This window comes from Modicisalibacter sp. 'Wilcox', from assembly GCF_010993675.1.
GTDB lineage: Bacteria > Pseudomonadota > Gammaproteobacteria > Pseudomonadales > Halomonadaceae > Modicisalibacter > Modicisalibacter tunisiensis.
In genome coordinates, this window is the sequence record NZ_WNXF01000002.1 from 152,510 (window position 1) to 169,822 (window position 17,313).

The 17,313-nt window shown below is 65.7% G+C and carries 17 protein-coding genes; 6 read left to right on the forward strand and 11 right to left on the reverse strand.

Going from position 1 to position 17,313, the window contains the following annotated elements; genetic code table 11:
• Window positions 1-7 precede the first annotated feature (7 nt).
• From gcl to puuE, 4 genes are all read right to left on the reverse strand, one after another.
• Entirely contained in the window at window positions 8-1,786 is a 1,779-nt protein-coding gene (gene gcl, locus G7A98_RS02615) for a glyoxylate carboligase (protein WP_163647935.1), read from the reverse strand.
• A 280-nt stretch (window positions 1,787-2,066) separates the two neighbouring features.
• Entirely contained in the window at window positions 2,067-2,555 is a 489-nt protein-coding gene (locus tag G7A98_RS02620) for an ureidoglycolate lyase (protein WP_163647936.1), read from the reverse strand.
• A gap of 182 nt (window positions 2,556-2,737) precedes the next feature.
• Window positions 2,738-3,571 carry a bifunctional allantoicase/(S)-ureidoglycine aminohydrolase gene (locus tag G7A98_RS02625; RefSeq protein ID WP_163647937.1) on the reverse strand — a complete coding sequence of 278 codons (834 nt, stop codon included), beginning with the start codon at window positions 3,569-3,571 and terminating at the stop codon, window positions 2,738-2,740.
• A 104-nt stretch (window positions 3,572-3,675) separates the two neighbouring features.
• Window positions 3,676-4,614 (reverse strand): allantoinase PuuE, encoded by a 939-nt coding sequence (gene puuE, locus G7A98_RS02630; protein WP_163647938.1) that lies wholly within the window; start codon window positions 4,612-4,614, stop codon window positions 3,676-3,678.
• A 309-nt stretch (window positions 4,615-4,923) separates the two neighbouring features.
• Here puuE and G7A98_RS02635 point away from each other — a divergent pair, with 309 nt between their 5' ends.
• From G7A98_RS02635 to G7A98_RS02645, 3 genes are all read left to right on the forward strand, one after another.
• On the forward strand, window positions 4,924-5,667 hold the full coding sequence (locus G7A98_RS02635) for an aspartate/glutamate racemase family protein (RefSeq protein ID WP_163647939.1): 744 nt from the start codon (window positions 4,924-4,926) through the stop codon (window positions 5,665-5,667).
• A gap of 131 nt (window positions 5,668-5,798) precedes the next feature.
• Window positions 5,799-6,200, forward strand: coding sequence for a nucleotidyltransferase domain-containing protein (locus tag G7A98_RS02640; protein WP_163647940.1), 402 nt, complete (start codon window positions 5,799-5,801; stop codon window positions 6,198-6,200).
• Window positions 6,201-6,219: 19 nt separating this feature from the next.
• Window positions 6,220-6,624: a DUF86 domain-containing protein gene (locus G7A98_RS02645; RefSeq protein WP_205596201.1), complete on the forward strand. Its 405-nt coding sequence runs from the start codon at window positions 6,220-6,222 to the stop codon at window positions 6,622-6,624.
• 28 nt (window positions 6,625-6,652) lie between these two features.
• Here the strand turns inward: G7A98_RS02645 and rep are convergent, their stop codons facing one another.
• The 4 genes from rep to pyrE form a co-directional block, all read right to left on the reverse strand.
• On the reverse strand, window positions 6,653-8,695 hold the full coding sequence (gene rep / locus G7A98_RS02650) for a DNA helicase Rep (protein WP_163647941.1): 2,043 nt from the start codon (window positions 8,693-8,695) through the stop codon (window positions 6,653-6,655).
• Window positions 8,696-8,698: 3 nt separating this feature from the next.
• The gene (gene trmL / locus G7A98_RS02655) at window positions 8,699-9,262 is read right to left on the reverse strand and encodes a tRNA (uridine(34)/cytosine(34)/5-carboxymethylaminomethyluridine(34)-2'-O)-methyltransferase TrmL (protein WP_163647942.1); all 564 of its coding nucleotides are present in this window, start codon (window positions 9,260-9,262) and stop codon (window positions 8,699-8,701) included.
• 97 nt (window positions 9,263-9,359) lie between these two features.
• Complete coding sequence (locus tag G7A98_RS02660) at window positions 9,360-9,911, reverse strand: YfaZ family outer membrane protein (RefSeq protein ID WP_163647943.1); 552 nt, start codon at window positions 9,909-9,911, stop codon at window positions 9,360-9,362.
• Window positions 9,912-9,992: 81 nt separating this feature from the next.
• Window positions 9,993-10,661 (reverse strand): orotate phosphoribosyltransferase, encoded by a 669-nt coding sequence (pyrE, locus tag G7A98_RS02665; protein WP_163647944.1) that lies wholly within the window; start codon window positions 10,659-10,661, stop codon window positions 9,993-9,995.
• Between the two features lie 98 nt (window positions 10,662-10,759).
• Here pyrE and G7A98_RS02670 point away from each other — a divergent pair, with 98 nt between their 5' ends.
• Window positions 10,760-11,527, forward strand: coding sequence for an exodeoxyribonuclease III (locus G7A98_RS02670; protein ID WP_163647945.1), 768 nt, complete (start codon window positions 10,760-10,762; stop codon window positions 11,525-11,527).
• Between the two features lie 69 nt (window positions 11,528-11,596).
• On the opposite strand, the gene rph is transcribed toward G7A98_RS02670, so the two are convergent.
• Complete coding sequence (gene rph, locus G7A98_RS02675; protein ID WP_163647946.1) at window positions 11,597-12,334, reverse strand: ribonuclease PH; 738 nt, start codon at window positions 12,332-12,334, stop codon at window positions 11,597-11,599.
• A 144-nt stretch (window positions 12,335-12,478) separates the two neighbouring features.
• Here rph and G7A98_RS02680 point away from each other — a divergent pair, with 144 nt between their 5' ends.
• A complete protein-coding gene (locus G7A98_RS02680; RefSeq protein ID WP_163647947.1) occupies window positions 12,479-13,342 on the forward strand; it encodes a YicC/YloC family endoribonuclease in 864 nt (287 codons plus the stop codon).
• Between the two features lie 59 nt (window positions 13,343-13,401).
• Here the strand turns inward: G7A98_RS02680 and G7A98_RS02685 are convergent, their stop codons facing one another.
• Together G7A98_RS02685 and G7A98_RS02690 are read right to left on the reverse strand one after the other, a co-directional pair.
• Window positions 13,402-15,549 (reverse strand): FAD-dependent oxidoreductase, encoded by a 2,148-nt coding sequence (locus G7A98_RS02685; protein ID WP_163647948.1) that lies wholly within the window; start codon window positions 15,547-15,549, stop codon window positions 13,402-13,404.
• Window positions 15,550-15,799: 250 nt separating this feature from the next.
• Window positions 15,800-16,357: a carboxymuconolactone decarboxylase family protein gene (locus G7A98_RS02690; RefSeq protein WP_163647949.1), complete on the reverse strand. Its 558-nt coding sequence runs from the start codon at window positions 16,355-16,357 to the stop codon at window positions 15,800-15,802.
• Window positions 16,358-16,536: 179 nt separating this feature from the next.
• On the opposite strand from G7A98_RS02690, the gene G7A98_RS02695 reads away from it, so the two are divergent.
• On the forward strand, window positions 16,537-17,226 hold the full coding sequence (locus G7A98_RS02695) for a haloacid dehalogenase type II (RefSeq protein ID WP_163647950.1): 690 nt from the start codon (window positions 16,537-16,539) through the stop codon (window positions 17,224-17,226).
• Window positions 17,227-17,313: the final 87 nt, after the last annotated feature.

The window sequence follows — 17,313 nt, forward strand, 5'->3', positions numbered from 1 at the left end:
GGCTCTATCACATCAGCGACGCAATCGACGTCGGCGCCTCCTCGGCGGTCTCGGCCAGCGCCTCGAACTCGTTGACGTCGGCCAGCCCCTTGCCGCTCATGGCGATGTTGGTGACCCGCTCGAGGATCACCTCGACCACCACCGGCACCCGGTGCCGTTGCATCAGCTCGCGGGCCTCGGCGAAGGCCGCGCCGATGCGTCCGGGCTCGGTGACGCGGATCGCCTTGCAGCCCAGCCCCTCGACCACCGAGACATGGTCGACGCCGTAGCCGTTGATCTCGGGGCAGTTGATGTTCTCGAACGCCAGCTGCACGCAGTAGTCCATGTCGAAGTTGCGCTGCGCCTGGCGGATCAGCCCCAGGTAGGAATTGTTCACCAGCACGTGGATGTAGGGCAGGTTGAACTGCGCGCCCACCGCCAGTTCCTCGACCATGAACTGGAAATCATAGTCCCCCGACAGCGCCACGACCTCGGCGTCCGGATCGGCGCGACACACCCCCAGCGCGGCGGGGATCGTCCAGCCCAGCGGGCCGGCCTGGCCGCAGTTGATCCAGTGACGCGGCTTGTACACATGCAGAAACTGCGCCCCGGCGATCTGCGACAGGCCGATGGTGCTGACGTAACGGGTGTTCCTGCCGAAGGCGCGGTTCATCTCCTCGTAGACGCGCTGCGGCTTGACCGGCACCTCGTCGAAGTGGGTCTTGCGCAGCAGCGTGCGCTTGCGCTCGCGGCAGGTCTCGGCCCAGGCACTGCGGTCCTTGAGATGGCCGGCCGCCTTGAGGTCGCGGGCGACCTCGATGAACAGCTCCAGCGCGGCCCCGGCATCGGAGACGATGCCGTAGTCCGGACCGAAGATGCGGCCGATCTGGGTCGGCTCGATGTCGACGTGGACGAAGGTCCGCCCCTCGGTGTAGCTGGCCACGTCGCCGGTATGGCGGTTGGCCCAGCGATTGCCGATGCCCATCACGAAGTCCGAGGCCAGCAGCGTCGCGTTGCCGTAGCGGTGCGAGGTCTGCAGCCCGGCCATGCCGGCCATCAGCGGGTGATCGTCGGGAATCGTGCCCCAGCCCATCAGGGTGGGGATGACCGGCACCCCGGTGAGCTCGGCGAACTCGACCAGCTTGTCGGCGGCGTCGGCGTTGATGATGCCGCCCCCGGCCACCAGCAGCGGGCGCTCGGCAGCGTTGAGCATGGCCAGCGCCTTCTCGATCTGGGCGCGGCTGGCGGTCGGCTTGTAGGCCGGCAGCGGCTCGTAGGTGTCGGGGTCGAACTCGATCTCGGCCATCTGCACGTTGATCGGCAGATCGATCAGCACCGGGCCGGGCCGTGAACTGCGCATCAGCTGGAAGGCCTGCTGGAAGGCGCGCGGCACCTGGGCCGGCTCGAGCACGGTGATCGCCCACTTGGTGACCGGCCCGGCGATGGCCTTGATGTCCACCGCCTGGAAGTCTTCCTTGTGCAGCTTGTCGCTGGGCGCCTGCCCGGTGATGCACAGGATGGGGATGGAATCGGCACTGGCCGAGTACAGCCCGGTGATCATGTCGGTTCCCGCCGGACCGGAGGTGCCGATGCACACGCCGATGTTGCCGGCCCGGGCGCGGGTGTAGCCCTCGGCCATGTGCGAGGCGCCCTCGACGTGGCGGGCGAGCACGTGGTCCACGCCGCCGACCTTGCGCAGGGCGGCGTAGAAGGGGTTGATGGCGGCGCCGGGCAGGCCGAAGGCGACGTCGACGCCTTCCTTCCTGAGCACGTGAACGGCGGCTTCTGCTGCGGTCATCCTGGTCACGGGCGGATCCTCCTGAGCGGTTCGAATCGTTGTTGTTGCTGCCAAGTTAGGCTGGCCCGCCCGAGCTGTCAATATTTTTGGAAATATTTTCCATTAAAAAATTCTGGCAACGAAAACCTCGCCCGCGGCACCACCGGCACGGTGCCCGACCCAGGACTCACGGTTGCACTGCAGCAAAAAAACGCCGGCATTGGCCGGCGTGCAGGAAAGGTGTGGCAGGAAGTGGGGGATCGACGACCCGGGCCGCCGATAGTTTTACGGAATTAATTTCCGATATTTTTCAGGCGAGCCGAATACGGGCCGCCAGCGGGTGCTCGTCGCAGTTGTGGCCCTGACCGCCGCGATCGACGACCAGGAACTCGCCCTCGCGGTCGAGCACCGCCTGGATGGCGTGCCAGGTCCCGGCCCGGTAGTTGACGCCCTGGCGGCCGTCGGTGACGAAGGCGCGCACCTCGCCGGGGTCGATCATCTCGCCCGGCGGCGCCACGACGACCAGGAAGCGTTCCTCGTGCAGCGGCATGAAGGCCTGGCTGCCCAGCGGGTGGCGCTCCAGGAAGTCGATCGACAGTGGCACCTCGACCGGCTGGCTGACGAAGATGCTGATCAGCGTCCGCGGCGCCTCGCCGAGAGTCTCGACCCGGGCCAGGTCATGGTAGCGCCGGGTACGCCCGGCGTTGATCGGAAAGGAGTCGCTGACGCGGGTGTCGATGACGTCGCCGAACGGGGCGAACGCCTCCGGCGTCAGCAGCTCGGCCTTGAGTTCCAGCATATTGGCTTCCTCGGATTCATTCTCCAGCCGGCCTGCACACCGGGGCTGACCCGGCAGCAGGCTCCGAAGTGTCGGACCATCAAGGAGGCGCTGTGAACCCTTCCTTGGGCGCTACCGATGCCATCCGTGGCATCGGACCTCCTTCCCCGCCTGCCCCCGGCGCCCCTCAGGCTGGCGCTCTATCAGCGGCTGTCCAGACGCAGCTTCGGGTGGCGATTGACGTCCTTGTACAACAGATATCGGAACGGCCCCGGGCCGCCGGCGTAGCAGGACTGCGGGCAGAAGGCGCGCAGCCACATGTAGTCGCCGGCCTCGACCTCGACCCAGTCCTGGTTGAGGTGGTAGACGGCCTTGCCCTCGAGCACGTACAGGCCGTGTTCCATGACGTGGGTCTCGTCGAAGGGGATCACCCCGCCGGGCTGGAAGTTGACGATGTTGACGTGCATGTCGTGGCGCAGGTCGGCCGGGTCGACGAAGCGCGTGGTCGTCCACTTGCCGTCGGTGTCAGGCATCGGCGTCGGCTCGACGTCGACCTCGTTGACCACGAAGGGCTCCGGCACGCCAAGCCCCTCGACGAACTCGTAGGCCTTGCGGATCCAGTGGAAGCGCACCTCGCTGTCGGCCGCATTGCGCACCTGCCAGTCGCAGCCCGGCGGGATGAAGGCGTAGCCGCCCGGCGTCAGGATGTGGCGTTCGCCGGCCAGGGTAAGGGTCAGCTCGCCCTCGACCACGAACAGCACGCCCTCGGCGCCCGGGTCGAGCTCCGGCCGATCGCTGCCGCCGCCAGGGCCGACCTCCATGATGTACTGGGAGAAGGTCTCGGCGAAGCCGGACAGCGGGCGCGACAGCACCCAAAGCCGGGTGTTGTCCCAGAACGGCAGGTAGCTGGCAACGATGTCGCGCAGCACGCCCTTGGGGATCACCGCATAGGCTTCGGTGAATACCGCGCGGTCCGAGAGCAGCTGGGTCTGGGGCGGCAGCCCGCCCTTGGGCGAGTAGTAGGAACGTTGGTGCATGGTGTGTCCTGAAAGTGTTGGGATCCTCTCAAGCGAGAGGCGCCGGAGACAGGCTGTCGACGGATCAGCCTCGCTAGATACGGCATCCTGCAATAAGCCCGGGCTTAGCGCGCCGGAGCCGGATGATGCTCGGCCCAGTGGCGGGCGATATCCACGCGGCGGGTCACCCAGACCCGATCATGGGCCTCGATGTGGTCGAGGAAGCGCTGCAGGGCACGGAAGCGGCCGGGGCGCCCCAGCAGCCGGCAGTGCATGCCCACCGAGAGCATCTTCGGCGTGTCCTCGCCCTCGGCATATAGCACGTCGAAGGCGTCGCGCAGGTAGGTGAAGAAGTGCTCCGCGGTGTTGAAGCCCTGCGGCGCGGCGAAGCGCATGTCGTTGCTGTCGAGGGTATAGGGCACGATCAGGTGGTCGTGGAGCTTGCCCTGGCTGTCGGCCTCACGGGTCCAGAACGGCAGGTCGTCGCCGTAGTAGTCGCTGTCGTAGAGGAACGAGCCCTCGTCGAGCACCAGTCGCCGGGTGTTGGGGCTGTCGCGGCCGGTATACCAGCCCAGCGGCTTCTCGCCGTAGAGCGACTGGAAGATCTCGATGGCGCGCTTCATGTGCTCGCGCTCGATGCGCTCCGGCACGTTCTGGTAGTGGATCCAGCGGTAGCCGTGGCAGGCGATCTCGTGGCCCAGTTCCTTGAAGGCGTGCGCCACCTCGGGGTTGCGTTCGAGCGCCATCGCCACGCCGAACACCGTCAACGGCAGGCCGCGGCGCTCGAACTCGCGCAGGATGCGCCAGACACCGGCCCGGGAACCGTACTCGTAGATCGACTCCATGCTCAGGTGGCGATCCGGGTAGGACTCGGCGCCGATGATCTCGGAGAGAAACTGCTCGGACCCCTCGTCCCCGTGCAGCACGCAGTTCTCGCCGCCCTCCTCGTAATTGAGCACGAACTGCACGGCGATGCGCGCCCGGCCGGGCCAGTCGGCCTGCGGCGGCGTGCGGCCGTAGCCGATCAGGTCACGAGGGTAGTCGGAGTCGCGTGGTGTCATCATTCCCGGGGTCCTTTTGTTGTTCGCGATTGTTGTTCGCGATGGCCGCACGGCCGGAGAGCACAGCTTCGCCAGCCTGACACGGCTCACCAATGTATACAATTAAAAGCTAGGTTGTCCGCACTGATCGCGCAACCCCCTCGAATGTCGCAGGCGCCGCCTTGGCCATGCACCATCGCGGCACGGCGACAATAGCGACATGACACTGGATCATCACTTTTTGTATACAAAAAATCAAGACATGTTGTTCCTGTGCCCCGGCGAGTTGTTTATCTTGACCCGGAAAGACAGCCACCACTGCGAGGCGAGCCGATGGATCTGCGTGTCATCAACCCCAACACCACCGCCGGCATGACGGCCACCATCGGCGAGGCCGCCGAGCGCATCGCCGCGCCCGGCACCCGCATTACCGCGGTCAATCCCGACAGCGGCCCGGTGTCCATCGAAAGCCACTTCGACGAGGCGATCAGTGCCGTGGGCGTCACCGAGGAGATCCGTCGCGGCGAGGCCGAAGGCGCCGATGCCTACATCATCGCCTGCTTCGGCGACCCGGGGCTGCTGGCCGCCCGCGAACTGACCCGGGCCCCGGTGATCGGCATTGCCGAGGCCGCCTTTCACATGGCGACCCTGGTCAGCACGCGCTTCTCGATCGTCACTACCCTGGGGCGCACCGGCATCATCGCCGAGCACCTGCTGGCCAGCTACGGCTTCGCTGGGCACTGCCGGCGAGTGCGCGCCGCGGAGATCCCGGTGCTCGACCTGGAGGACAACGGCGACGCCGCCTTCGAGCGGATCGTCGCCGAGTGCCGCCGCGCCCGCGACGCCGACAACATCGGCGCCATCGTGCTGGGCTGTGGCGGCATGGCCGACCTCACCGCACGCATCAGCGACGCTGTGGGCCTGCCGGTGATCGAGGGCGTCACCGCCGCGGTCAAGCTGGCCGAGGCACTGGTCGGCCTGGGGCTGCAGACCAGCAAGCACGGCGACCTGGCCTTTCCGCGGCCCAAGCCCTTCACCGGCCGCTACGCGGACCTTTCCGACACCCGTTACGAGTGAGGCAGTCCTCGCGCAACGGGCAGATCGCGACAGACGATGGCGCCGCTGGCCCGGAGAAAAGGGAATCGAGACGGGGGCTGACTTGCTAGACTATCGCCAGATACCGGCACCGACCTGCCAGAGGAGCAACGATGGCCGATCCGACAGATATCCTGCAGCGCCTCGCCGAACTGGCGACCCGGGACGACGACATCGCCGTACTCTGGCTCTATGGCTCACGCGCCAAGGGGACCGCCGGCGCCGACAGCGACTACGACCTCGCCGTGGCCTTTCACCACTTCGAGAAGGACGCTCTGGAACGCCGTCTCCGCCCCCAGCTGCTGGCCCAGACCTGGCAGGACGAACTGGGCCTTGCGGAAGACCAGCTCTCCATCGTGGATATCAACCTGGCACCGCTTCCGCTGGCGCATGCGATCATCCGCACCGGCCGGGTACTGCTCGCCAGCGACAAGCTGAGGCTGATTCGGGAAGAACAACGCATCACCTCGATGTGGGAAATCGATCACCAGTATCATCAGCAGCACTACGCCTGAGGCAACGAGCACCCATCACGTGGAAACCGAATACATCAATGCCATGCGGGAACACCTGGCGACCCTGGCCGAGGAACTGGCGCTGCTGCATCAGGCCGCCACGGCTCCCGACGGCCTGAACGCCCTGCTCTATCGGGCGGCGGAGCGCAACCTGCAGCTGCTGACCGAAGCCTGCATCGGCATTGCCAAGCAACGCTTGAAGTCGCTGGGCGTCGTGGTACCCAGCGACGCCCGCCAGACCTTCTCCAAGCTGAAGAGCCTGGGCCATGACGACAGCGGCATCCCCTGGAACAAGGTCATCGGCCTGCGCAATGCTCTGGTCCACGACTATCTGAACCTGGATGCCGAGATCGTCGAGACCATCATTCGCCGGCGCGATTACCAGAATCTGGTCGACTTCGCCGAGGCGCAGCTGGCTGCCTGACAAGCCCCCTCGCGCCCCGGCCTGACGCTCACCCCAGCAGCGAACGCAGCCCGGCGATGGCATCCTTGCCGCGGGCCTGCTTCTTCTCGGGGTCTTCCTTGTCGGCGCGGCCCTCCCAGTCGAGGTCGGCCTCGGGCAGCTCGTCGAGGAAGCGGCTCGGCGTGCAGTCCATCAGTTCGCCGTAGGCCTTGCGCTGGCGCGCCAGCGTCAGGGTCAGGGTCTGGCGGGCGCGGGTGATGCCGACGTAGGCCAGGCGGCGCTCCTCCTCGATGGTGCCGGCCTCGATGGCGTTGCGGTGGGGCAGCAGCTCCTCCTCGAGGCCCATCACGTAGACGTGGGGAAACTCGAGGCCCTTGGCGGCATGCAGGGTGAGCAGCTGGACACGGTCGGAATCGTCCTCCTCGGCCTGCTGCTCGAGGATGTCGCGCAGCACCAGCCGCGAGATCGCCGACTCGACGTCGTCGGTCTCCTCGCCCTCCTCGCGTTCCATGGATTTCTCGAGCTGGTCGAGCAGCGTCCAGACGTTGGCCATGCGCCGCTCGGCGACGGTCGGCGCGCTGGCGTTCTGATGCAGCCAGGCCTCGTAGTCCATGTCGCGGAACATCTCGCGCAGCGCGCTGATGGCGTCGCCCTGGTCCATGCGCCGGCGCACGCCGTCGATGAAGTGGGTGAAACGCCCCAGTCGCTCGACGGCGCGGGTCGGCAGTACCTGCTCGAGGCCCAGCTCGTGGCAGGCGGCGAACAGCGAGATGCCGCGTCCGGTGGCCTGGTCGTTAGCATAGTTGGCGAGCTTCTCCAGCGTGCCGGGGCCGATCTCGCGGCGCGGCACGTTGACGATGCGCAGGAAGGCGTTGTCGTCGCCCGGGTTGATCAGCAGCCGCAGGTAGGCCATGGCGTCCTTGATCTCGTTGCGCGAGAAGAAGGACGTGCCCCCGGAGAGCTTGTAGGGCACCTGGTAGTGCTGCAGCTTGAGCTCGAGCAGCCGGGCCTGGAAGTTGCCGCGGTAGAGCACCGCGAAGTCGCGCCAGGCGGCCGATTCCTTGATGCGCCGGGTGAGGATCTCGCTGGCCACCCGCTCGGCCTCGGCCTCCTCGTGGCGATTGACGACGATGCGGACCGGCGCGCCGATGCCCTTGTCCGACCACAGGGCCTTCTCGTAGACGTGCGGGTTGTTACTGATCAGCGTGTTGGCGGCCCGCAGGATGATCCCGGTGGAACGGTAGTTCTGCTCAAGCTTGATCACCTTCAGGCGCGGGAAGTCCTCGCCCAGGGTCACCAGGTTCTCGGGGCGCGCCCCGCGCCAGGCGTAGATCGACTGGTCGTCGTCGCCGACCACGGTGAAGGTGGCACGCTCGGCCATCAGCAGCCGCACCAGCTGATACTGGCTGATGTTGGTGTCCTGGTACTCGTCGACCAGCATGTAGTGAATCTTGCGCCGCCAGCGGGCCAGGGCCTCGGTGTCGCTCGAGAGCAGCACCACCGGCAACAGGATCAGGTCGTCGAAGTCGACCGCATTGTAGGCCTTGAGGTGGCGGTTGTAGGCCTCGTAGACCCGGGCGGCAAACTGCTCGTCGTCATCGGCGGCGTGGGACATGGCCTGACCGGGCAGCACCAGGTCGTTCTTCCAGGTGGAGATCTGCTGCTGCACGCGGTTGATCTGCTCGGCGTCGATCTGGGCGTCCTTCTGCATCAGGTCGCGCAGCAGCGCCTTGGCGTCCTCGGGGTCGAACAGCGAGAAACCCGGCTTGTAACCCAGCGTCTTGAGCTCGCCGCGGATGATGTTGAGCCCCAGGGTGTGGAAGGTCGACACCGTCAGGCCGTGGCCCTCGCGGCCTTGGAGCAACTGGCCGACGCGCTCCTTCATCTCGCGGGCGGCCTTGTTGGTGAAGGTCACCGCGGCGATCTTGCGCGCGCTCATGCCGCACTCCTGGACCAGGTAGGCGATCTTGGTGGTGATTACGCTGGTCTTGCCCGAGCCGGCGCCGGCCAGCACCAGGCAGGGGCCGTCGATATAGCGCACCGCGTCCTGCTGACGCGGGTTGAGCTTGGCGAGTCGCTGTTGGATCGACATGAATCACTCGTCGCCGGCATCGCCGGCCATGGGCTCGTTGACGGAACGGGAAATCTCGGCGGACGTTGCGGATTCCGTGGCGTCCGGCAGGCCGGCCCCCGGCAGCCCGGCGCCACCGAATCCCAACTGGCGCCAGGCTTCGTAGACCAGTACCGCCGCGGCGTTGGACAGATTGAGGCTGCGACTATCGGGCAACATGGGGATGCGCAGCCGCTGCGCCGGCGGCAGATCATCGAGCATTGCCTGCGGCAGGCCGCGGGTCTCCGGGCCGAACACCAAGGCATCGCCTGGCCGATAGGCCGGCTCATGGTAGCCGGTGCGACCGCGCGTGGAAACGGCGAACACCCGCTCGGGCGCCACCTCGCGCAGGAACGTCGGCCAGTCGGCATGCACCCGCACCCTTGCCCACTCGTGGTAATCGAGCCCGGCGCGACGCAAGCGCTTGTCGTCGAGCGTGAAGCCCAGCGGCTCGATCAGGTGCAGGCGAAAGCCGGTATTGGCGCACAACCGGATCAGGTTGCCGGTATTGGGCGGAATCTCGGGTTCGTAGAGGACGATATCGAGCATGCGCGGAACAGAAACCTGGGTGACGGCGACCGCGCCATGATACGCAATCGGCGCCCCGAAAGAGACGCCGATTCGTCGAACGGAAAGGACGGGGCGGCTAGAACCCTACACTGACGCCGATCACCGGCCCGCTGTCCAGGGTATGGTCGCCGCCGTCGTCGAAATCGGTGCGGTAGTAGCGGTACCCGCCATAGGCGTAGGTGTGCGAGACGAGCTCGACCCGCGCCTGGGCCCCGTACTCGTAGCTGCGGTCGATGTCGCCGTGGGTGAGGCCGTCCGGCGTGTAGAAGCCGTAGCCGCCGACCGAGGTCAACGGGATCGGCGTGGGCACGAACAGCGAACCGCCCAGCCCCAGGCCGCCGCCATCGCCGAAGGCCGTGTTCTGGTACTGGTAGCGGGCGCCCACGGAAACGTCGATCCCCGGCACGAAGGGCGTGAACATCAGCGAGCCGGAGTAGATGTCGGCATCGGCACCGCTGTCGTCCGACCTGAGATAGCCGACGCCGGCCCGCAGGGTGGGGAAGATCGTCTGGCTGGCCTCGACACCGGCGGCGTCGGGACCGGCATTGGCGGAAATGCTGAGCGCCAGCGCCGACTGACTGAGCGCCAGGCCGGCGGTGGCCAGGCTGGCAACGAACAACGGTTTCATGGGCAAAGCCTCGCGTAACGGCCTGACAACGCCTTCACTATGGCATAACATTAGCGATTATCAAACGGCGTTTCCGTTGGCTCAGTCCGCGACGACCCCGTAGCGTTCCCGGTAGGCGCGGATCGCCTCGGCATGGGGCTTGAGCGCGTCACCGGCGTGGCTCTCGAGATAGGCCAGCACGTCATCGAGGGTGACGATGCTGACCACCGGCATGCCGTAGCGGGCCTCGACCTCCTGGATGGCGCTCTTCTCGCCTTGCCCCCGCTCCTGGCGGTCCAGCGCGATCACCACGCCGGCGGGCTCGGCGCCGGCGGCATCGATCAGCTGCATCACCTCGCCGATCGCGGTGCCGGCGGTGATCACGTCGTCGATGATCAGGATGCGCCCGACGAGCTCGGCACCGACGATCAGGCCACCCTCGCCGTGGTCCTTGGCCTCCTTGCGGTTGAAGGCGAAGGGCAGGTCACGGTCGTGATGGTCGGCCAGCGCCACGGCGGTGGTGGCGCCCAGCGGGATGCCCTTGTAGGCGGGGCCGAAGAGCACATCGGCGGTGATGCCGCTGTCGGCGATGGCCTGGGCGTAGCAGCGTCCCAGGCGCGCCAGCGCGGCCCCGCTTCTGAACAGGCCGGCATTGAAGAAGTAGGGGCTGACACGGCCGGACTTGAGGGTGAACTCACCGAACTTGAGCACGCCCTGCTCGATGGCGAAGGCGATGAAGTCGCGCTGATAATCCTGCAACTGGGCGGCCACGGCGTGATGCTCCCCTTATCCGAATGATTGGCTCGAGTCATTTACCCAAACGTCGAAAGCTCAGGTATCATACACGCGCGACGAAAAAGGGACCATGTATGAAAATCGCCAGCATCAACGTCAACGGAATTCAGGCCGCCGTCGAGCGAGGCTTCCTCGACTGGCTGGAGAACCAGGATGCCGACGTCGTCTGCGTGCAGAACCTGAAGACCAAGAGCTTCGAACTCGACGACCGCATCCTCTACCCGGAAGGGTATGAAGGGTACTTCCTCGATGCCGAGCAGGACGGCTTCTCGGGCGTCGGGCTGTACTGCCGCAAGATCCCCAAGGCGATCATGTACGGCCTGGGCTTCCCGGAGTGCGACAACGAGGCGCGCTTCCTGCAGGCCGACTACGACCGCTTCAGCATCGCCAGCTTCCTGATGCCCGACGGCAGCGACTACGCCGCCAAGCAGTCGTTCATGGCCCAGTACCAGGAATATCTGGCCAAGATGGCCCGCAAGCGCCGCGAGTACATCATCTGCGGCACCTGGCACATCGCCCACAAGACCGTCGACCTCGCCAACTGGGCGGACAACCAGACCACGCCCGGCTTCAAGCCGGAAGAGCGCGCCTGGATGGACCAGGTGTTCGGGCCCACCGGCTTCATCGACACCTTCCGCGAGGTCAACCGCAACGCCGGCGAGTACACCTGGTGGCCCAGGCTCGACCAGGACGTGCCGCGCACCCGCCAGGAAGGCTGGCGCATCGACTATCAGGTGGTCGGCCCCGAGTTTCGCCGCCACGTGGTCGACGCCTGGATCGACCGCGACGCCACCTTCTCGGAGTACGCCCCGCTGATCGTGGAGTACGACCTCAAGCTGTAAGCCCTTGCCCTTCGTCGCGCCTGACTGACGCCGGCCCTCGGGCCGGCGTCGCTGCTTCAGGCTCCGGCCTCAGGCACGGATGCCCAGCGCCTCGCGCTGACGGGCGAACAGCTCGGCACCGGCGCCCTCGGCCAGGTCGAGCATGGTATCGAGCTCGGCCCGCGAGAACGCCGCCGCCTCGGCGGTGCCCTGCACCTCGATCAGCCCGCCGCCTTCGGTCATCACCACGTTCATGTCGGTGTCCGCGGCGCTGTCTTCCGGATAGTCGAGATCGACCACCGGCGTGCCCTTGTAGACCCCTACCGACACCGAGCTGACCAGTTGCTTGAACGGGTCGCCCTTGATCAGCTTCTCGCGCTGCAGGTGGCGGATGGCATCCACCAGCGCCACGCAGCCGCCGGTGATCGAGGCGGTGCGGGTGCCGCCATCGGCCTGGATGACGTCGCAGTCGACGGTGATGGTGAACTCGCCGAGTTTCTTGAGATTGACCGAGGCACGCAGCGCTCGGCCGATCAGCCGCTGGATCTCCAGGGTGCGCCCGCCCTGCTTGCCGCGCGCCGCCTCGCGCGCGCCACGCGTATGGGTGGCCCGCGGCAGCATGCCGTATTCGGCCGTCACCCAGCCCTGGCCCTTGCCACGCAGCCAGCGCGGCACACCGGCCTCGACGCTGGCGTTGCACAGCACCTGGGTGTCGCCGAAGGCCACCAGCACCGACCCTTCGGCATGCCGGGTATAGTCACGGATCAGCTGAATCTCGCGGGTCTGTTCGGGCTGGCGCCCACTGGGACGGATAGGACCTGAGTGCATATCACCTCTCGTCAGGATCGCTGGAATCGAAGTCTTGCCGGGTGGCCCCGGATGGGGCGACATTCTACACGTTCGCGTCACCCCGGCGCGGATTCGTTACACTGGCCGCAGGCCTTTCTCGCGACGAACAGCCAAGGAGCTTGCATGGCGTACAGCATGACCGCCTTTTCCCGGCAGACCCGGGACGCCGACTGGGGCAGCCTGCAACTGGAACTGCGTTCGGTGAACCAGCGCTACCTGGAGCCGCACTTCCGCCTGCCGGACACCCTGCGCGACCTGGAGCCCGCCTTCCGCGAGGCGCTGCGCCGGCGACTGGCCCGCGGCAAGGTGGAGTGCAGCCTGCGCTTCGACCCGGCCACCGGCGGCGAGACGCTGAGCGTCAATCGCGAGCGCCTGGCCGAGCTCGCCCGCGCCCTGCACGAGGTACGCGCCGAACTGCCCGACGCCCCGCTGCCCGATGCCCTCGCCCTGCTCGACCACCCCGGCGTGGTCGATGCCCGCGGCATCGACCTGGACACCGTCAAGCAGGCCGCCCGGGCGCTGTTCGACACTGCCCTCGACGACCTGATCGACGGCCGCGCCCGCGAAGGCGCCCGGCTGGCCGAGCTCATCCAGCAGCGGCTCGACGCCGTGCGCGTGCAGGTCGCCGAGGTGCGCCGCCTGATGCCCTCGATCCTCGAGCGCCAGCGCACCCAGCTCACCGAACGCCTGGACGCCCTCGAGGCCGAGCTCGACCCCCAGCGGCTCGAGGCCGAGGTCGCCCTGCTCGCCCAGAAGGCCGACGTCGACGAGGAACTCGACCGCCTCGAGACCCACGTCACCGAGGTCGAGCGCCAGCTCGGCCAGAAGGGCCCGATCGGCCGGCGCCTGGATTTCCTGATGCAGGAACTCAACCGCGAGGCCAACACCCTCTCCTCCAAGGCCGTGGTCGCCGAGAGCACCCGCTGTGCGGTGGAGCTGAAGGTGCTGATCGAGCAGATGCGCGAGCAGATCCAAAACATCGAGTGATGTCCACCAGTATCCAAGGAATCACATGGCGGCCTCAATGAATGAGTGCGATGACAACGTCAATCACGCCCTCCACGTCGCCACCGGAAATAACATGCTAGCCAACCAAGCACCCGCTCGGGCTTGTGGGCGTTCTTCCACACGCCGGCGGTGCCCTTGACGGCTTCCGACAGGGTCGGATAGGGATGAATCGTGCCGAGCAACTTGTTGAGCCCGATGTTGTGCTTCATGGCCTGCGTCAATTCCGCCAGCCACTCACCGGCGTTTTCGCCGACCAGGGTGGCACCGAGGATGCGGTCCTTGCCGGGCACGGTGAGGATCTTGACGAAGCCGGTGGTGGCGCGCTCGGCGATGGCCCGGTCGCTCTCGGCCATCTCGTAGCGGGTGACCTCGTAGGCGATGCCCTGGCCCCTGGCCTCGCGCTCGTTGAGCCCCACGCGGGCCACTTCGGGTTGCAGATACGTCACCGCAGGCATGATGCGGTAGTCGACCTTGAAGTGCTTGAACTCGCCGAACAAGGCGTTGACGGCGACGTGCCAGGCTTGGTGTGCGGCGGCGTGGGTCAACTGGTAAGGGCCGGCGACGTCGCCGCAGGCCCAGATATTGGGCAGTTTGGTCTGTAGCTGCTCGTTGACCTCCAGGGTCCCGTTGTCGCGGGTGGCGATTCCCAGCGCTTCCAGTCCGAGCCCTTCGACGTTGGCCTGACGACCGACGCTGACCAGCAGGCGGTCGAAGGGGATGCGCGTCTGACGACCGTCGGCCGCCTCGACGAGGAGCTGGCTCTCGCCATTCTCGACCGTCACCGACAGCGCCCGGGTGCCGGTCATGACCTCGAGGCCTTCCTCGGCGAGCAGGCCGGCGACGAGTTCGCCGACGTCGTCATCCTCGCGCCCCAGCAGCTGCTCGGCGCCCTCGACCAGCGTGACCTGGCTACCCAGGCGGGCGAAGCTCTGGCCGAGCTCGCAGCCGATTGCGCCACCGCCCAGCACCACCAGGCGGCGCGGCTGCTCGGTCAGCGTCCACAGGTTCTCGGAAGTCAGTACGTCAACCTGCTCGATGCCCGGAATCGGCGGCACCTTGGGCGTGGCCCCGGTGGCGATGACGATATGCCGAGCCGTCAGCGGCTGGCCGTCGACATCCACCGTCCACGGTGACAGCAGTCGCGCCGTGCCGCGTTTCACCTCGACGCCCAGTCCGGTATAGCGTTCCTCGCTGTCATGGGGTGCCACTTCCTCGATGACACGCCGCACATGGCCCATGACCTCGCCGAAGTCGATACGCGGCGCCCCTGCGTGCACACCCAGCTGCTCGGCGTCACGCACGTTCTGGGCGGCCCGCGCGGCGCGAATCAGCGCCTTGGAGGGCACGCAGCCGGTATTGAGACAGTCGCCCCCCATGGCGTCGCGTTCGACGAGCGCGACCTTGGCCCGCACCGCACTGGCGATGTAGCTGGTCACGAGTCCCGCCGAGCCGCCGCCGATCACCAGGATGTCGACATCGAAGTGCCGCGGCTTGGTATACCCCCGATAGCGCTTGCGGCGTTGCAGCCCGTCGACGACCCAACGTGCGATCAGCGGGAAGACGCCCAGCAGGGCGAAGGAGAACAGCAGCGACGGCGACACGACGCCACCCAGCGATTGCAGCTCGCCGAGTTGCTGGCCGGCGTTCACGTAGACCAGCGTGCCCGGAATCATGCCGATCTGGCTGGCGACATAGAACACCGAGGTACGCAGTCGGGTCAGACCCATCACCAGATTGATGACGAAAAACGGGAAAACCGGCACCAGTCGCAGGCTGAATAGATACAGCGCGCCATCACGCTCGATACCTTTATTGATCGTGTCCAGATATCGAGAAAAGCGACGCTCCACGGTTTCCCTGAACAGCGTACGGGAGACTAGAAACGCCAGAGTGGCGCCGATCGTGCTGGCGAAGGAGATGATCAAGAACCCCCAGCCCAGGCCGAACAATGCCCCACCCAGCAGCGTCAGCAGCGTAGCACCGGGCAGCGAGAGCGCGGCGATCAGCACGTAGACGAGAAAGAAGCCACCGGCGACCAGCCAGGGAGACTCGGCGAACCATTGATCGAACCGACCTTGTAGCGACTTGATGGACTCGAGCGTCAGGTAATCGTCGAAGCCCCCCGCGAAGAAGGCAATGATTGCCACCAGGACTACGCCCAGAATTACCACGCGATAATGTTTCAATCCATCCCCCTTGTTTCTACGGTGATCGGCAGGTATCGACGTTACCGGTGACACGATACCCGCGCGCCGGCTCGCCAGCTCCATGCAGTGGCCCAGCGTGGCGACGCGTTCAGGGATTGAGTCGTGCCCGCCCCCTGATCCTTACACGTGGTTGCCATGATCGCCATGAAAAAGGCGATATACCGGTTCCGGTATATCGCCCGCTTTTTCTTACACAACCGCTAACATCGTGCGTTCACGTTCACATCCCTCAGGTACGCGGATCCTGCCATTCCAGCGACTTCAACTCGTCGTTAAGCGGTGTGCCTGCGATATGATTGGTGTAGTTGGACAGCGTCTTGAGACTGACGGCGAGGACCAGTTCGAGTACCTGCTGTTTTTCGAATCCGGCCTCCAGAAACGCCTTCACCTCGGCGTCCTCGGCCCAGCCCCGTGCCTCGACGAGATGCTTGGCGAAGCGCGACACGGCGTTGAGTTTCGGGTCATCGGGGTTTTGCAGGTCGCGCAGCTTCTCGATGTCGCTCTCCGGCACCTTGGCGGCTTTTGCGCCGCCGGTATGGGCGGCCACGCAGAAACTGCAACCGTTGACGGAGCTGATGGCGAGTAGCGCAACCTGCTGCTGAGCCGCCGTCAGACTGGTCCGTGAGTAGATGCCATCCAGTGTCTGATAGGCCTCCAGAAGTGCCGGAGCCTCCGCCATCTTGGCGAACAGGTTGGGCAAAAACCCCATCTGTTTTTGCGTGCTTTCCAGGCGATCCTTGGCTTCTTGGGGTGCACTGTCGACCGTATGCAGTGTGAAGTCCGTCATGTAGCTCATCCTCGTGATGATGTATGTCAGCCACTAGGGTAGTCCCCCTCGGGCACAAAGAATGCTACGCCACGTCTCCAATTCATGTCGCAGCGTACATCATCAAGCCGCAATCGCTGCGAATCACGGCCATGCATGCTTGAGTGATGGGGTCCTTTACCTGACAGCGGAAAATACACATGATCCTGGTATTCGATATCAATGAGACGCTGCTCGATACCGCAGCATTGACGCCGCTTTTCGAGAAGATATTTGGCAATGCGGCCGTGCGCGGCGAGTGGTTCCTGACCCTGGAAGAGGCATGGATGACGACCACCCTTGCCGGTCGCTACCTTCCCTTCGGGCTGCTCGCGAAAAGTGCCTTGCGACAAACCGGTTTGCGTCATGGTGTCGACATTAGCGACGACCATCAGCGTCAGCTTACTGATATGCTGATCACCTTGCCGCCACATCCCGATGCGGCGCCTGCTCTCACCAAGCTTCGCGCTGCAGGCTATCAATTGACCGCTCTGACCAACGGCACCCTCGACGCCGTGCAGTGTCAGTTGGAAAACGCCGGATTGCGAGACCTTTTCGACGTCGTGCTAAGCGTCGATTCCGTAGAGACCTACAAGCCAAGCCCAAACGCGTACCAATATGTTGCCGATCACTGGCAAGTATCACCGCGTGAGTTGGCCATGATCGCGGCTCATGGCTGGGACCTTATCGGCGCCGCCAGCGCGGGATATAGGACCGGGTTCATCGCTCGCCCCGGAAAAGTGATCGACACACAACTCTTCGAGCCCGACTGGCACGCCGACTCACTCACGGTGCTGAGCCAGCAACTGATGGCTGATACGTCACCGGGCTCGTCGAATAGCAGCGTGTAAGGTTTCGTGTCGCTCGACGACCAAGCCTATGAATGCAAAATGCATTCTTGACAGCTTTCATGCTTCGGCATGATGACATCAGCAAAA

What these genes read in the sequence shown, in the direction of transcription:
- G7A98_RS02625 (WP_163647937.1), bottom strand. Translation starts at nt 3,571, where the DNA reads ATGCACCAACGTTCCTACTACTCGCCCAAGGGCGGGCTGCCGCCCCAG.
- rep (WP_163647941.1), bottom strand. Translation starts at nt 8,695, where the DNA reads ATGTCGATCCAACAGCGACTCGCCAAGCTCAACCCGCGTCAGCAGGAC.
- G7A98_RS02620 (WP_163647936.1), bottom strand. Translation starts at nt 2,555, where the DNA reads ATGCTGGAACTCAAGGCCGAGCTGCTGACGCCGGAGGCGTTCGCCCCG.
- trmL (WP_163647942.1), bottom strand. Translation starts at nt 9,262, where the DNA reads ATGCTCGATATCGTCCTCTACGAACCCGAGATTCCGCCCAATACCGGC.
- G7A98_RS02695 (WP_163647950.1), top strand. Translation starts at nt 16,537, where the DNA reads ATGATCCTGGTATTCGATATCAATGAGACGCTGCTCGATACCGCAGCA.
- G7A98_RS02680 (WP_163647947.1), top strand. Translation starts at nt 12,479, where the DNA reads ATGGCGTACAGCATGACCGCCTTTTCCCGGCAGACCCGGGACGCCGAC.
- rph (WP_163647946.1), bottom strand. Translation starts at nt 12,334, where the DNA reads ATGCACTCAGGTCCTATCCGTCCCAGTGGGCGCCAGCCCGAACAGACC.
- G7A98_RS02670 (WP_163647945.1), top strand. Translation starts at nt 10,760, where the DNA reads ATGAAAATCGCCAGCATCAACGTCAACGGAATTCAGGCCGCCGTCGAG.
- G7A98_RS02660 (WP_163647943.1), bottom strand. Translation starts at nt 9,911, where the DNA reads ATGAAACCGTTGTTCGTTGCCAGCCTGGCCACCGCCGGCCTGGCGCTC.
- G7A98_RS02635 (WP_163647939.1), top strand. Translation starts at nt 4,924, where the DNA reads ATGGATCTGCGTGTCATCAACCCCAACACCACCGCCGGCATGACGGCC.
- puuE (WP_163647938.1), bottom strand. Translation starts at nt 4,614, where the DNA reads ATGATGACACCACGCGACTCCGACTACCCTCGTGACCTGATCGGCTAC.
- G7A98_RS02640 (WP_163647940.1), top strand. Translation starts at nt 5,799, where the DNA reads ATGGCCGATCCGACAGATATCCTGCAGCGCCTCGCCGAACTGGCGACC.
- G7A98_RS02690 (WP_163647949.1), bottom strand. Translation starts at nt 16,357, where the DNA reads ATGACGGACTTCACACTGCATACGGTCGACAGTGCACCCCAAGAAGCC.